Source organism: Aliterella sp. E5.1 (assembly GCF_057473825.1).
In genome coordinates, this window is the sequence record NZ_JBYCCV010000017.1 from 33,164 (window position 1) to 47,670 (window position 14,507).

Annotated in this window: 19 protein-coding genes and 1 tRNA gene; 15 read left to right on the top strand and 5 right to left on the bottom strand. The window is 43.1% G+C overall.

Annotated elements, in window-relative coordinates:
- Positions 1-21 precede the first annotated feature (21 nt).
- Entirely contained in the window at positions 22-2,490 is a 2,469-nt protein-coding gene (locus tag AC2VE5_RS08740) for an ATP-dependent Clp protease ATP-binding subunit (RefSeq protein WP_486887373.1), read from the top strand.
- Positions 2,491-2,571: 81 nt separating this feature from the next.
- Here AC2VE5_RS08740 and AC2VE5_RS08745 read toward each other — a convergent pair whose 3' ends face one another.
- Both AC2VE5_RS08745 and AC2VE5_RS08750 read right to left on the bottom strand, forming a co-directional pair.
- Positions 2,572-3,144, bottom strand: a complete 573-nt coding sequence (locus AC2VE5_RS08745) for a VapC50 family PIN domain-containing toxin (RefSeq protein ID WP_486887374.1) — start codon at positions 3,142-3,144, stop codon at positions 2,572-2,574.
- Between the two features lie 5 nt (positions 3,145-3,149).
- Positions 3,150-3,620, bottom strand: coding sequence for a helix-turn-helix domain-containing protein (locus tag AC2VE5_RS08750; protein ID WP_486887375.1), 471 nt, complete (start codon positions 3,618-3,620; stop codon positions 3,150-3,152).
- Positions 3,621-3,903: 283 nt separating this feature from the next.
- Here AC2VE5_RS08750 and AC2VE5_RS08755 point away from each other — a divergent pair, with 283 nt between their 5' ends.
- The 6 genes from AC2VE5_RS08755 (at position 3,904) to AC2VE5_RS08780 (ending at position 6,801) form a co-directional block, all read left to right on the top strand.
- Positions 3,904-4,143, top strand: coding sequence for an AbrB/MazE/SpoVT family DNA-binding domain-containing protein (locus tag AC2VE5_RS08755; RefSeq protein WP_486887376.1), 240 nt, complete (start codon positions 3,904-3,906; stop codon positions 4,141-4,143).
- A complete protein-coding gene (locus tag AC2VE5_RS08760; protein ID WP_486887377.1) occupies positions 4,137-4,484 on the top strand; it encodes a type II toxin-antitoxin system PemK/MazF family toxin in 348 nt (115 codons plus the stop codon). The genes AC2VE5_RS08755 and AC2VE5_RS08760 overlap by 7 nt, the downstream gene beginning before the upstream one ends.
- 99 nt (positions 4,485-4,583) lie before the next feature.
- Positions 4,584-5,432: a class I SAM-dependent methyltransferase gene (locus AC2VE5_RS08765; protein ID WP_486887378.1), complete on the top strand. Its 849-nt coding sequence runs from the start codon at positions 4,584-4,586 to the stop codon at positions 5,430-5,432.
- Between the two features lie 6 nt (positions 5,433-5,438).
- Positions 5,439-6,146 carry an HAD family hydrolase gene (locus tag AC2VE5_RS08770; RefSeq protein WP_486887379.1) on the top strand — a complete coding sequence of 236 codons (708 nt, stop codon included), beginning with the start codon at positions 5,439-5,441 and terminating at the stop codon, positions 6,144-6,146.
- 53 nt (positions 6,147-6,199) lie between these two features.
- A tRNA-Ala gene (locus tag AC2VE5_RS08775) sits at positions 6,200-6,272 on the top strand.
- Positions 6,273-6,357: 85 nt separating this feature from the next.
- On the top strand, positions 6,358-6,801 hold the full coding sequence (locus AC2VE5_RS08780; RefSeq protein ID WP_486887380.1) for a hypothetical protein: 444 nt from the start codon (positions 6,358-6,360) through the stop codon (positions 6,799-6,801).
- Positions 6,802-6,845: 44 nt separating this feature from the next.
- Here the strand turns inward: AC2VE5_RS08780 and AC2VE5_RS08785 are convergent, their stop codons facing one another.
- Entirely contained in the window at positions 6,846-6,986 is a 141-nt protein-coding gene (locus tag AC2VE5_RS08785; protein ID WP_486887381.1) for a hypothetical protein, read from the bottom strand.
- Between the two features lie 138 nt (positions 6,987-7,124).
- On the opposite strand from AC2VE5_RS08785, the gene AC2VE5_RS08790 reads away from it, so the two are divergent.
- Positions 7,125-7,991, top strand: a complete 867-nt coding sequence (locus tag AC2VE5_RS08790) for a DUF2382 domain-containing protein (RefSeq protein ID WP_486887382.1) — start codon at positions 7,125-7,127, stop codon at positions 7,989-7,991.
- Positions 7,992-8,189: 198 nt separating this feature from the next.
- Here the strand turns inward: AC2VE5_RS08790 and AC2VE5_RS08795 are convergent, their stop codons facing one another.
- Positions 8,190-8,792 carry a hypothetical protein gene (locus tag AC2VE5_RS08795; RefSeq protein ID WP_486887383.1) on the bottom strand — a complete coding sequence of 201 codons (603 nt, stop codon included), beginning with the start codon at positions 8,790-8,792 and terminating at the stop codon, positions 8,190-8,192.
- Between the two features lie 156 nt (positions 8,793-8,948).
- Here AC2VE5_RS08795 and rppA point away from each other — a divergent pair, with 156 nt between their 5' ends.
- From rppA to AC2VE5_RS08815, 4 genes are all read left to right on the top strand, one after another.
- Positions 8,949-9,647: a two-component system response regulator RppA gene (gene rppA, locus AC2VE5_RS08800; protein ID WP_486887384.1), complete on the top strand. Its 699-nt coding sequence runs from the start codon at positions 8,949-8,951 to the stop codon at positions 9,645-9,647.
- A gap of 48 nt (positions 9,648-9,695) precedes the next feature.
- Complete coding sequence (locus tag AC2VE5_RS08805; protein WP_486887385.1) at positions 9,696-10,961, top strand: sensor histidine kinase; 1,266 nt, start codon at positions 9,696-9,698, stop codon at positions 10,959-10,961.
- Positions 10,962-11,066: 105 nt separating this feature from the next.
- Complete coding sequence (gene mgtE / locus AC2VE5_RS08810) at positions 11,067-12,461, top strand: magnesium transporter (protein WP_486887386.1); 1,395 nt, start codon at positions 11,067-11,069, stop codon at positions 12,459-12,461.
- Between the two features lie 198 nt (positions 12,462-12,659).
- Positions 12,660-12,830, top strand: a complete 171-nt coding sequence (locus AC2VE5_RS08815; RefSeq protein ID WP_486887387.1) for a hypothetical protein — start codon at positions 12,660-12,662, stop codon at positions 12,828-12,830.
- Between the two features lie 29 nt (positions 12,831-12,859).
- Here the strand turns inward: AC2VE5_RS08815 and AC2VE5_RS08820 are convergent, their stop codons facing one another.
- Entirely contained in the window at positions 12,860-12,997 is a 138-nt protein-coding gene (locus AC2VE5_RS08820) for a hypothetical protein (protein WP_486887388.1), read from the bottom strand.
- Between the two features lie 23 nt (positions 12,998-13,020).
- Here AC2VE5_RS08820 and AC2VE5_RS08825 point away from each other — a divergent pair, with 23 nt between their 5' ends.
- The 3 genes from AC2VE5_RS08825 (at position 13,021) to AC2VE5_RS08835 (ending at position 14,387) form a co-directional block, all read left to right on the top strand.
- A complete protein-coding gene (locus tag AC2VE5_RS08825) occupies positions 13,021-13,236 on the top strand; it encodes a hypothetical protein (protein ID WP_486887389.1) in 216 nt (71 codons plus the stop codon).
- A 73-nt stretch (positions 13,237-13,309) separates the two neighbouring features.
- Positions 13,310-13,768, top strand: coding sequence for a NirD/YgiW/YdeI family stress tolerance protein (locus tag AC2VE5_RS08830; RefSeq protein WP_486887390.1), 459 nt, complete (start codon positions 13,310-13,312; stop codon positions 13,766-13,768).
- Between the two features lie 13 nt (positions 13,769-13,781).
- Entirely contained in the window at positions 13,782-14,387 is a 606-nt protein-coding gene (locus AC2VE5_RS08835; protein WP_486887391.1) for an SAM-dependent methyltransferase, read from the top strand.
- Positions 14,388-14,507 lie beyond the last annotated feature (120 nt).

Genomic DNA, 14,507 nt, shown 5'->3' on the forward strand with positions numbered 1-14,507 from the left:
GCCAAAAGAGGGCAACCCACGATGTTTGAACATTTCAGCAAAGAAGCCATTAAGGTAATAATGTTAGCCCAAGAAGAAGCACGACGCTTGGGACACAATCTCGTGGGGAGCGAGCAAGTGCTTCTAGGGTTGATTGGCGAAAATACCAGCATTGCTGCTAAGGTACTAAACGACTTGGGCATTAATATCAAAAATGCCAGAGTAGAAGTCGAAAAAATTATTGGTCGAGGATCTCGCTTGGTCAGTGCAGAGATTCCTTTCACTCCCAAAATGAAGCGCGTATTTGACAAGTCTTTTGAAGCAGCGCGTCAACTAGGCGACAACTTTATTGCTCCCGAACACCTGCTACTCGGACTGATTGAAGATGGCGAAGGCGTAGCTGTAAAAGTAATTGAAAACCTAGGTGTTGAAACGGCAGAGGCTCGTAGCGCCGTCTTGCAGGAATTAGAAAAGCAGCCAGTTACTGCTAATAGAGGTAAGGGGCAAGACTCCACAAGCCAAGGTTTTGCAGGCAAGACAACCAACTTAGATGAGTTTGGGACAAATTTAACCAAACTAGCCGCCGAGGGCAAACTCGATCCCGTAGTGGGACGAGACAAAGAAATTGAACGCGCCGTACAGATTTTAGGACGACGCACGAAGAATAACCCCGTACTCATTGGCGAACCAGGAGTAGGCAAAACTGCGATCGCCGAAGGATTGGCGCAGCGTATTGTTGACAAAAATATTCCTGACATCTTGGAAGACAAGCAAGTATTTAGTCTTGATGTCGGTTCGTTAGTCGCTGGTACTCGCCATCGCGGAGACTTTGAAGAACGTATCAAAGCAATCATGGAGGAGATTCGCTCTTGCGGAAATATCATCTTAGTAATTGATGAAGTACATAACTTAGTTGGTGCAGGCTCAATTCAAGGTGGAATGGACGCAGCGAATATTCTCAAGCCAGCTTTGGCAAGAGGCGAACTTCAGTGTTTGGGTGCAACTACTCTCAACGAGTACCGCCAGCACATCGAACGCGATGCAGCTTTAGAGCGACGCTTTCAGCCGATCATGGTAGGCGAACCTTCGGTAGAAGAAACCATCGAGATTTTGTACGGCTTGCGCTCGGTTTACGAACAGTACCACAAAGTCAAGATTTCTGACGAGGCAATTTTTGCCGCCGCCAAGCTTTCTGACCGCTATATTAGCGATCGCTTTTTACCCGACAAAGCCATAGACTTGATTGATGAAGCAGGTTCTCGCGCTCACTTGGCAAGTACCCACACTTCGCCAGAAGTCAAAGAGTTAAAGCAAGAACTCGATCGCATTGTCAAGGATAAAGAGAAAGCTGTTAAAGACCAAGATTTTGAGGTTGCAGGACAATTGCGCGATCGCGAAATCAAAGTAGCTGAAAAATTGCAAGCAGCTTCAGAAAACAAGCAAGCAGTAACAATTACTGTTGACGAAGAAGCGATTTCTCATATCGTTGCTTCTTGGACGGGCGTACCTCTCAACAAACTAACTGAATCAGAGTCTACAGTTTTACTACACTTAGAAGACACTCTCCACCAACGTTTGATTGGTCAAGAGGAAGCAGTAACCGCAGTTTCGCGGGCAATTCGTAGAGCTAGAGTCGGCTTAAAAAATCCTAATAGACCAATTGCTAGTTTTATCTTCTCAGGTCCCACCGGAGTTGGTAAAACCGAGCTTGCGAAGTCTTTAGCCGCTTACTTCTTCGGTTCGGAAGAAGCCATGATTCGCCTCGATATGTCGGAATACATGGAGCGCCATACAGTTTCTAAGCTAATTGGCTCACCTCCTGGTTACGTCGGCTATGACGAAGGCGGACAGTTAACTGAAGCAGTACGACGGAAGCCTTACAGCGTCATCTTGTTTGACGAAATTGAAAAAGCTCACCCCGATGTATTCAATCTCCTGTTACAACTATTAGATGATGGGCGGCTTACCGATGCCCAAGGTCGGACAGTGGACTTCAAAAATACACTGTTAATTATGACTTCCAATATCGGTTCTAAAGTCATCGAAAAAGGCGGCGGTGGGATTGGCTTTGAGTTTGCCGATAATGGCGCAGAAACTCAATACAACCGCATCAAAACTTTAGTCAATGAAGAACTCAAAAACTACTTCCGTCCTGAGTTTCTCAACCGTTTAGACGAAACCATTGTCTTTACTCAACTTAAGAAGACAGAAATCAAACAAATTGCCGAGATTCTGCTCCAAGAAGTTGCCAATCGGTTAGCCGAACAAGGAATGACGCTAGAAGTAAGCGAATCCTTCAAGGAACTTGTAGTAGAGCAAGGCTATAGTCCTAGCTACGGTGCTAGACCATTGCGTCGAGCAATTATGAGCTTGCTAGAAGACTCTTTAGCTGAAGCAATGCTATCTGGTCAAATCAAACTTGGCGACAATGCGATCGTTGATGTCACTGGTGGTGAAGTGAAAGTAACTAAATCTGAAAAACCAGAGTTGGTACTTTCTTCAGTCGGATAACATTTTAAACCCTGGTATTGCTACCAGGGTTTATTTATATTCCCCTTTTAGAAACAAAATTTCTAAAGATTCTTAAATTGCCTAAGTTTCTTCATAGAGTTCCTGAAATATGGATACTGAAACACTCAATCTCTGTTTCAGCAAGATTTCTAAATATTCGTCAAAGGATTTAGGCGGATTTTTGAGTCGCTGTTGACACGTCCTTGCTGCTGCTATTACCTTTGACGGCTTCAAGTCCAGTAAATCAGAAATGAATTCATCTGGATGTTGAGCAATAATGTTGTATTGGTCAAGGCTAGATTGAGGGAAATCTGAGAAATTGAATGTGACAATCACTTCTGCACCTCCAGCCAGGGCGGCTGCAAGGACATGACGATCGTCTAGATCGGGTAGTTGCAGTTGAGGAATCAGGTACTCATAATTTGTAACCAGGCAATCGCGTACATTTCTATCCATCAACTGTTTGGTACGAATAAGCTGTTCTAGGGTTAGATCGGTACGGTTTTTAAGAACATTTCTCATCCATTCGTCGTGAATTTGCTCCGTCCAACGCGCTCTGAACAAATCAGTTAGTGCTAACTGCATGAGTAAATCGCGCAGAGGTGCTGGATACAAAATACACGCATCATAAACTACTGTAAAGTTAGATGGCATGAGTTTTAGTCATAACCCATATTTAGCTCTTGAGCTTGAGCCGCCAACTCATCTAAGGCTTGCAGACGATCGCTATCGATTTGTTTTTTATACTTCATCAAGTCTTCAAAGCGGATACGGCGATGTCGTCCAACTTTCCGACAAGGAATTTCACCTGTCTCTATTAGTTTTATAAGAAAAGGGCGTGAAACGTTAAGCGTATCTGCGGCTTCTTGGGTAGTTAATTCTGCATGAATAGGAATAAGGGTAAAAGCGTTTCCCTGAGCCATTTGAGACAAGATATCTACAAGCAAATGGAAAGCCGCCGCAGGAATAATAACTTTTTCTTCGCTATTGTCATCTTCAACAACTTTAAGCTCAATAGTAGAACGATACTGAGGAATATGAGACGCAAAAATGCGGCTGCTCTCTTGAGCAAGCTGGGCTTCAACCTCTGTAGGAATGAATGAATTTCGGTAAAGTGTATTACTTGTCATTTAAAGTTTCTCCCATGACTGAGGAAAGCCTAATCTTACTTTCGCAAAATCAAGCTATGCCAGTTCTTGTAACACCATTCTAATAGATAAACGAAATAGACGCAATAACCGAATTAAACGAAACAAGGTGATTTTCTAAACTGTTAGGTTTCGGCAATCGCTAAATTATCCTTTGCCCGTGAAGTGGAAATGAGATCGCTAAATCCTGGAAAACAAATGGTCAATTGCGGAAAGTGTGTTTAAGTTGGAATATACTTTGTATATCCAAAAAGCATATAAACTAATGAAATCGCAGATCGGTCAATGGGGGAACTCCTTAGCTTTTCGCATCCCCAAAAACTTCGCTAAACAGTTAAATTTAAAACTCAATGATGCCGTTCAATGTGGCATTGAAGACGGAAAGCTAGTTTTAAAGCCAATTCCAAAAGTCAAAGAGTACACCTTAGATGAGCTTTTAGACTTTGAGATTGATGAAAATGAGGAGATTTCCTTGGGCAAATCAGAAGGTAAGGAAGTTTGGTAGATTATATTCCAGAGCGAGGATGCTTTATTTACCTCAATTTCAACCCCCAATCTGGTCACGAGCAAAAGGAAAAACGACCCGCGCTAGTAATAAGTCATACCAAATTCAACCGCAAGATGGGCTTTGTTCTTGTCTGTCCTATCAGTAATACTCAACGCCGTAATCCGTTTTATGTTCAAATTCCTGACGGAGAAGCCGTGACTGGTGTAATTATGGCAGATCAAATCAGATCGCTAGATTATCGGGCTAGAGGTGCGGCTTTAATTAGCGAGTGTCCGCAGGAGTTGTTTGCAGAAGTATTAAGTCGAATCAGTCCGATTTTGTTTTACTCGATTGAGTAATGCGCGATCGCACTTTGCTCCTCAAGCCCAAGCAATATATTAAAATTTGTAAAAGGGGCGAAGCCCCCGACTCTACACCTGTACGCGCAACTAAACTTTATGGCACGTCAAGACACTCTTTGGGAACGCTTTTTATCTCCGATAGTTCGCTCCTTTATTAATGAAGAAGAATTGCAGCGCTACTACAAAAGTATAGATTGGGAGTCTGAAGGCGCAGCTTTTCAAAGGGCAAGTGTCACAATTCCCGATTACTACAGCAGCCAAAACTTTCACGGAATTGAGGGCGGTTATTTAACTGCTGGGGCAGCCGTATCTTACGATCCAATTACCCAATATGTATTACCTCCTGGCGAAAACTTAGTACGCCAGTTTCTTATTGACTCCCTTCGCTCTATTCCGAAGCGAATTTTAGATTTAGGTTGCGGTACGGGTTCAACAACTCTAATGCTCAAACAAGCCTTTCCCCAAGCAGAAGTAATTGGCTTAGATTTATCCCCTTATATGCTAGTTCGGGCAAGTCATAAAGCAAAAATTGCAGGCTTAGATATTCAATGGATGCAAGGAAATGCCGAACAAACGGGGTTTAAAGATGCTAGTTTCGATTTAGTTACAGCTTCCTTGTTGTTTCATGAAACCCCAACGGCGGTATCTCAATCAATACTGCATGAATGCTTCCGTCTACTACCAGCCGGAGGAGAAGTAGCAATATTAGATGGCAATCAACAGACTATACGCAACTTAGAGTGGTTAAGTAACATATTTGAAGAACCGTATATTCGCGAATATGCCGCCGCCAGCCTCGATAATTGGATGAGTAGAGCGGGTTTTGCATCTGTACAAACTCTAGACTGGTGGTTTATCCATCAAGTAACTCGCGCCGTCAAACCATTAGCGCAAACAAAAGAGTATGCTGTTGACTCAGCTTGGATGCCCGCCCCCGGTTACTAAAGACTTATGAGTTTGAAGGCAGTTTTATTTGATTTTAACGGTGTAATTATTAATGATGAACCCTTGCACGAGCAACTAATCGAGCAAATTTTGCTTGGGGAAAATTTGCGCCCCCAACCAGGGGAATTTAGAAAAATTTGCTTAGGAAGAAGCGATCGCGTTTGTTTGCAAGAATTATTAACTAATCGCGGTAGAGTAGTTAGCGAAAATTATTTAACCGAGTTAATTGAGCGCAAAGCCCAAGCCTATCAAAAACTTTGGCGCGAAAAATCCGACCAATTGCCAATTTATCCGGGTTTGGAAGATTTAGTTTTTCAACTAACTTCACGCAACATTAAGTTAGCTGTAGTTACGAGGGCTATTCGTACAGAAGTAGAGCTTGTACTCAACAGCACAAATCTATCCAAATACTTTAATGCGATCGTGGCAGGAGACGATATAAATACTAGCAAACCCGCGCCCGATGGCTATCTATTGGCTGTAGAACGCCTCAAAGAACTTTATCCCAACACCAATTTACAAGTTACCGATTGTTTAGCAATTGAAGATACCCCCGCAGGTATCCAAGCCGCCAAACAAGCCGGAATTGCTGTAGTAGGAGTAGCTAATACCTATCCCTTCCATATGCTTCAGCGTCAAGCAAATTGGACGGTAGATTACCTCCACGATTTGGAAATAGAACGAGTGCAGAAGGTATTGCGAGAGAAGAAATAATCCTGTTTTTCTCCCTTGCCCAGACAAATGCTAAAATAAAGAATTGAATACACGGGGAATTAGCTCAGTTGGTAGAGTGCTGCGATCGCACCGCAGAGGTCAGGGGTTCGAGTCTCCTATTCTCCACTCCTTATTTTGTCACCATGGCACGAGCGGGAAACCCTCGGCCATGGGCGGTGAGAGGGCTAAAACAACATTCAGTGAATTAGTTATGAATATTGTTAGACCAATTAACAGAATTCCTTTATTAGCTTTAAGTACGCTTTGGCTGGCTTATGCTTTGTTAGGGTGGTATTTATCCGCTCACCATATTGTTTGGCTAGTAGGGGCTTTTGTAGTATTTATAGCCTTGGCTTTAATCTGGAAAAGTAGTCCCCTGCTAGAGCATTTGTCTAGTCTTGGTTCTCAAGGGCTATTTGTCGTTATCGGTATAAGTTTAATTTTTAGCCTCTCAGTAGCTTTGGCAATAACTTGGTCTACGTCTTTCCTATTTATTGCCATGCCTTTGATAACTACCTTTTTTGCTCAGGTAGAAATGAGTTTTAAAGGCTTCAACAAATCGCAGAAATTATTATTTTTAACAATTACTACTGGGTTTGGCTTGATATTCGGTGAAATATTAGACATAGTAATTTTACCTAGTGTGAGATACTAATTGTTGCTAATTAATCTAAGTATGGTGTGCCAATAACGCTGACATCAACTAGCGGTGTGGCGTGGAATTGTTGGGCGAGTAACTGGGCTTTTGATTGCTGGGCTGAAGCGATCGCAAATCTTCCTAGCAGAAAGTCTAACTCCCCCTCGTTGCAGTAGGTAAATAGTGCAAAGCAGTAGCTCCATTTTATTACTTTTGTATTTAACTCGATATTGCTGATTTTAATGCCTCTACAATATGAGCTATTTCGGTAGTGGGATGTATTAATCGCCTAAAGCTTTAGTCTTGAAACTAAGCAATGTTGAAGAAGAGGATAAATACTCATGGTTCTTTACAAGCTTGAAGATTTCGATCCAGGCTATCAAGACTCTTTCGATCGCAACGACATCAAGGGATATGATGTTTATGCAGATAGAAATAACGAAAAAATTGGCAGCGTCAAAAACATCTTGGTGGATGAAGCAGGTCATTTTCGATATCTGGTAGTAGATACGGGTTTTTGGGTTTTTGGTAAGCAGGTATTACTACCGATAGGACGCTCCCGGATCGACCAGAATGATCGCCGAATCTATGCTGTAGGTTTGACTAAGGAGCAAGCAGAACAATTGCCCGAATTTACTGATGACCTCAAAATTGACGACGATTACGAGGAAAGCGTTAGAGGAATTTATCGCGATCGCTCTGTAGATGTGCCACCTGTAGCAGCTACTACCCAAACTGACAACTACGATCGTACCTACAACTACCAGCAAGAACCATCTCTATACGAGATGAATCAGCAAGATCACCAAACGCTCAAACTGTACGAAGAACGCCTAGTTGCCAACAAAACCCGGCGCAAAACAGGGGAAGTTGAGATCGGCAAACACGTTGAAACCGAGACAGAGCGAGTTTCAATTCCAATTGAAAAAGAGCAAGTAATAGTTGAGCGAGTAACACCTACAAACGCCGGAAGACCTGTAGCACCTGGAGAAGCAACCTTTGCTGAAGGTGAAGTTGCCCGCATGGAAATCTATGAAGAAACTCCTGACATTCACAAAGAAGCAGTTTTGCGTGAAGAAGTCAGAGTTAGGAAACAAGTAGAACAAGACACAGTTAATGCTGAAGAAACGTTGCGACGAGAGGAGTTAGATGTCGATACTCAAGATCGTTCAGCTACCGATAAAAACAAACGCGGTTTCAACAAATAAGCGCATAAATTAGGATAAAGATCAAAGGAAAATTAAATTCTTCTCCTTTTGCCCAATTATTCTAAAAATCTAATGCAGGTGAAGCTCAGACTCCACCTGTATTTTTAACTAGGGATTAGAGCGAACATTTGATTTGCTCGACGTTTGCCTCAAAGCCAATTAGCTCCAAACAAGCTGGATTATCTATCAATTGTTGTGCTAGTTTTTTATCCTATAGCTGACTAACATTCTGGCATCTTCACGCGATAGCCCTAATTCTTGAGCGATCGCAGTTTTTACTGCAGTCAATTCGGTTGTGGGAAATACCAATTCTACCTTTTTGAGTACAGAGTTTGTAGGTTCAATTTTGACTTTGGTAAAACCCTGCTCTTTTTTGATTTCAGCTAAGATTCCTTGCACGTCAAATCCTAGCTGCACTTTTAATTGCGTCCCTGCTTGCAACTTTTCTGGAGTAGATAAGCCTACTTTTTGAGCCAGCATAGCTTTTGCTGTATTTGAGTTTGCCCTGACAAACTCAAATTCTAGTTTTTGAATTACAGAGTTTGCCGTGCAGACTTCAACTTGCGTAAACTCTTGCTCTTGCTCAATTTCAAGTTTAGTTACGATCGCTTCCACAGCTAATTGCACTTGTGGATGCGGATTTTCTGCTTGCAACTTATCTAAAGCAACATAAGACCGATTTAGTACCTGATTGGTAAGGTATTCGCCACCAAGCCCAAAAGCAATCAACAGTAGCGGTAGTGGTAACAAAAAACGCAGGCTCAAACTAGGCGACTTGACCAACCAGGAAGATAAAAACATAGGTAATTAGACCCGATTTTTGGGTTTCTACCCATACTTTACAAAAATCCACGAAATTAGAATCTAACTGGTGGAAGATATGCGTCTACATAAGTTTTTCTACTCTTATTACTAAGTCAAGCAATTTTTATCAAAAAACCTTTAAGAGCATATCTTATGAGAATTTTGTTAGTAGAAGACGATATAGAACAACTAGAGCCTCTGCATACAGCCTTAAGCGAAGCAGGGCATATTGTAGATGGGATCGAGGATGGGGAAACAGCGCAATGGTTGCTGTCTCAAAAAAACTACGATTTATTGATTCTAGATTGGTTATTGCCCGAAGTTAGCGGGGTGGCAATCTGCCGCCAATACAGACAAGCGGGCAAAACTGCACCTGTACTAATGCTGACTGCCAAAGATACTACCCCAGATAAAATTGTCGGCTTGGATGCGGGAGCAGATGATTATTTAGTTAAACCCACCGATGTTTTAGAACTATTGGCGCGAGTAAGAGCATTGGGGAGGCGATCGCTTCTTTGGCAAGGAGATATACTGCAAGTGGCAGACCTGCAACTGTGTTTAAATAGTCTCACAGTGACGCGCGGACAGGCGACGGTAGAATTAGCACCACGAGAATTTAATTTATTAGAATACTTTTTGCGTCACCCCAATCAAGTTTTAACCCGCGACCAAATTGAGCAAGCTTTGTGGGAATGGGGCAACGAACCAGAGAGCAATGCGGTAAGCGCCCTCATGCGGCGGTTGCGGCAACGCTTGCAATTAGTTGATGCAGCAGATTGGATTGAAACTATATATGGTATGGGCTATCGTCTCAAACCTGTCATACATGAGAAATTGGAGGTTAGTTGTTAAGACTTCGCTTAATAATTAATTAGCTTATTCCCTTTCTTCTATTTAGCTATGTTTAATCGCCAATTTACTCGCAGTCGCATCGATCTAGCTTTATGGTTTGTTCTAACGATGGGGAGTATTTTGGTTATTTTTGCAGGCGCAATTTACTACCTGGCAATCTTGGATGAATTAGAAGAAAGCGATCGCTTACTTTACAAAAAAACTAGAGTGATGGCGGTAAACGCCAAATACGATCGGTCAAACAAACAAGTAAGTTTGGAAAATGTACCGCTTGTGGGGATTAACGCTCCACCTATCGGTACAGAAATTGTTTACGCGCGTTGGTACGACGAGCAAAACCAATTAGTCCAATTTTTCGGGGCTACCCCCGCAGCGCAGCTATCAGTAGCGCCGGGATTTGGGACGATAAGCACTAACGCTGTTTGGCTGCGTCAGGTTACTTTGCCCGTCTACGACGATGGCTTATTGATTGGATACTTGCAAGTTGCCATCTCGTTAACATCTGCTCAACAGAATTTAGCCCAGTTAAGAATAATTTTGCTGTTAGCAGTACCAGTAACTCTGGGATTTATAGGCATAGCTGGTTGGTTTTTAGGAGGACTAGCAATGCAACCGATTCATCAGTCCTACGATCGCCTGCAACGCTTTACGGCGGATGCTTCCCATGAATTACGCGCCCCCCTATCGGCGGTAGTGAGCAATGCCCAAGTAGGGATAATTTCCAAGTCAAGCGATCGCTCTAGTCAGATTTTCCGCTTTGAGAAGATTGTTAAAGTTGCCAAATCAATGGATACTCTAATCGGGCAGCTATTATTTTTAGCTCGGTACGAAGAAACCTTAGCTAAGGAATTTTTGCAAGACATCGATTTGACAATCGCTTTAAAGGATATTGCAGATAGCTACGTCGCCCAAGCTTCAGAAAAGCACTTAAGTTTTACCTTTGATTTGCCACCACAATTTGTCAAGGTAGAAGGTAATTTAGAGTTACTGCATCAAGCTGTAATCAACCTGCTTAATAATGCTTGCAAATATACTCCTGCTGGCGGCACTGTAGATTTATGCCTTTTGGTGCGATCGCCCTTGGCAATAATTCAAGTCAAAGATAGCGGTATTGGCATTCCTCCCCAAGATTTACCTTATATTTTTGAGCGCTTTTATCGAGTAGACAAAAAGCGATCGCGTAAAACTGGCGGTTTTGGTTTGGGGTTAGCGATCGCCCAGCAAATAGCTCAAGTTCATGGCGGCGAAATTAGCGTTACTAGCACAGCCGGACAGGGTTCAACTTTTCAAATCAAATTGCCGCTCAAAAATTGAACTGATAGAGCCTTGATGTAATTTTCTCATCATATTTATTGCTAATACTGGCAACAGTTAGCAAAAATCCCGCTTTTAAACTGGTATAAGGGGGTCCTCTTCGTTGTGAACCAATATTCCTCTGCACGCCGCTCGGCTGTTTCTCGGCAAGAACTGCGAGAGTTAGTACAATTGCAACTTCTGACACTACTAGAGCAACAGAACTTTTTGGGAGCTAAAGCTCTGCTAGTACCCGTACAGCCTGTAGACATTGCCGCGATTGTTACAGAGTTACCCGCAGCAAAGCAAGCGATCGCTTTTCGCTTACTTGCTAAAGATGAGGCAATCCAAGTTTATGAATATCTCAATTCTGAAGTACAGCAAGCACTGCTTGAAGAATTTAAGCATCAAGATGTCCAAGACATTGTAGATAAAATGTCGCCAGACGATCGAGCGCGGCTATTTGATGAGTTGCCTGCTAAGGTCGTCCGCCGCTTAATCGATCAACTCAGCCCCACAGAACGCCAAGCTACTACCTTGCTATTAGGTTATCAACCTGGCACTGCTGGGCGAATTATGACCCCAGAGTATATTTCGCTCAAAGAAAACTTTACGGTTGCCCAATCCTTGGATCGGGTTCGCCGTTTGGCAAATGTTACAGAAAATATTTACTACTTATATATTACCGATGCCTCTGGTCACCTTACTGGTGTCCTCACTTTACGCTCTTTATTCACTGCCCAGTCAGAGCAAATAGTTAGTGAAATTGGTAGAGGTGATACCATATTTGTCTATACGAATACAGACCAAGAAGAAGTCGCCAGAGTCGTTCAGGACTACGATTTTGGGGCAGTACCAGTAGTAGATACTGAGCAGCGTCTAGTGGGGATTATTACCGTTGATGATGTCCTTGATATTTTGGAACAAGAAACAACAGAAGATATTTATACTCTAGGTGGCGTGCAGTCTGGGGGCGATAAATACTTCCAAACCACTAACTTATTTAAAGTTGCTCAAAAACGGGTTGTGTGGCTGTTCGTCCTCCTAATTGCTAATAGTGCTACCGCCGCTGTAATCGCAGATCAAGAAGATATTTTAGAACAGGTTGTTGCCTTAGCTGCATTTATTCCGTTGCTGATTGATACTGGCGGTAATGTAGGGGCGCAATCTTCAACGGTGGTAATTCGTGCTTTGCATCTCAAAGAAGTTAAACTCAAAAAAGCTTTAGCAGCGATCGCCCGCGAGACAATTGTGGGAGTATTGTTGGGGATAGCTTTAGGGCTAGTAGTAATTGTTTGGGCTTACTTTCTCCAAGGCAATTTAGCTGTAGCAGTAGTAGTGGGAATTAGTCTAGTCGCGATCGCAATTTTAGCTTCTGTATCCGGTTCAGCACTACCTTTTTTATTTCATAAACTTGGTTTAGATCCAGCTTTGATGTCTGCTCCGTTTATTACCTCTGTGGTTGACGTTTTAGGAGTTTCAATTTATCTGTGGCTGGCAAAGCGAGTTTTACAATTGTAGTTTCAACTGAAGGAGTTTTGGCTGCTAGCCAAACTCGCCAATTTTCATTTTCCTTTTAGGCGATAAGTTTGTTAATTTCTGCTGAGACACAAGCACTGAAATTATTTCTCAAACATCAATTGCTGGCGACAAAGCTTGTTGTCCAAATAATTTTTGTGCTAGCTAATTTTTACTCTATATTTCACGCAGGAGATGCCTATGAATACCAAATTTTATCCGCAGACTTTTGTTGTTTTCAGTGTTATTACTCTAAGCGCGATCGCTACTGGACATTCGGTTCAAGCCCAAACCCCAACTGCTGCCGATCTTAGCGGCACGCAAGCAAATGAAGTAGCTCAAATCCCTACCGAGCCTTCACCTAGCGTTTAACCAGGTAGGGCAACTCGTGGCGGTTCTTGCTATGTTGGCGTAGCCGGGAGCATTGGGTTTTCTTGTGGCGGAAAAGCTTTGGGGGTAAGAAACTTCACTGTCATTAGCAAAATTTGCTTTACAGAGACAATATCAGCACGCCCAACCGTAGTAATTGGTAACGACACTACTTTTCTCGTGCCTGTTACTTATGACTTTAATTTTCGCCAAAGAGATGCGGTTGCAGGCTAAGTTACGGCGGCTCCCTACTGGTAGCAACAGCGATGTTGGTTCATTACTGACGGCTGGGGTAGATGTGCCTATAGCTGATCAATTTACAGCTACTGGTGCAGTCCATGCTGGTTTCTTTGGTCGCCTTAACGTCAGGCTAATTATTGATGCAGGCTACAATTTCTCATTGCTCTAGAATTGCTGTCATATTCTTATCACTTTTACTTTTGATACTGAAACAAGTAGTAAATATTTGAAGATCGGTAATTATGCAGCGCTTATTTGTCTGCTTAACCTTAGCTGCGATCGCAATTCCTACTTTTCCGGTTTTGGTAGAAGCACAAACTAGAACTGGAATTGGCGAGTTGCAACAACGTGCTAGAGGCACTACTATTTCTGGCAAAGTCGTCAGTGTGGTAGGTAACGACTTTACACTCAACGATGGTACAGGGCAAATTATTGTCGATGCTGGACCTCGTTGGTGGCGGCAAATTGACATCAGACCTGGCGAAGAAGTTACCGTTACAGGCGAAATAAGTAAGAAAGTGGCGAATTTGATGCCTTTGCAATTAACTGCGCTAACGGTTCTACAATTGAAATTCGTTCTGCGGAAGGTTCGCCGCCTTGGGCTGGCAGTCCCAAGGGCAAGCGCCCCAAACCAGCGCCCAGCGCCCGCCCCATCCCATCACAAAACCCCCCAGGCTCCTAATCTAGCACCGTCTTTGTAGAGGGTAAAACAATATGCAACTACGTAAACTCCTGAAATTGCTGATTACAGGTGCAAGTATTGGTAGTTTAGCGATCGCCGGATGCACGGCTCAACGCCAGTTCGATACCCAAAGCCCAGCAACAACTTCGTCTACCAGCGTTCAATCTCCCCAACGTGAACTTGATGTACCTTACGTACCTACCCCGCAAACCGTTGTAGACCGAATGCTTACCATTGCCAAAGTCAACAAAAACGATGTTTTGTATGACCTTGGTAGTGGCGATGGCAGAATCGTCATTACCGCCGCCCAAAAGTACGGTACGCGGGGTGTGGGTATAGATATTAATCCAGAGCGGGTTGCAGAGGCAAATACCAATGCTCAGCAAGCTGGCGTGACTGATGATCTGGTAGAGTTTCGTCAGCAAGACCTGTTCCAGACCGATTTAAGCGAGGCTACGGTAGTTACCCTCTACCTACTACCTCAAGTCAATTTGAAGCTCCGCCCTCAGTTGCTCAAACTCAAACCTGGTACGCGCATTGTCTCTCATGCTTTTGATATGGGAGATTGGAAGCCAGAACGGGTAGAGCAGGTAGCTGGCAGCACTATTTATTACTGGGTTGTCCCCAACCCGTCCTAGTAACAACCGTGTTCAGGAGTGCATCCCAACTTCGCTATGAAGCTTGGTAACTGCCTTTGCTGTATATCCTGAAAAGTAGCCAAAAGCGATGCAGGAAAATCAAAATCAAAGGATTGAAAG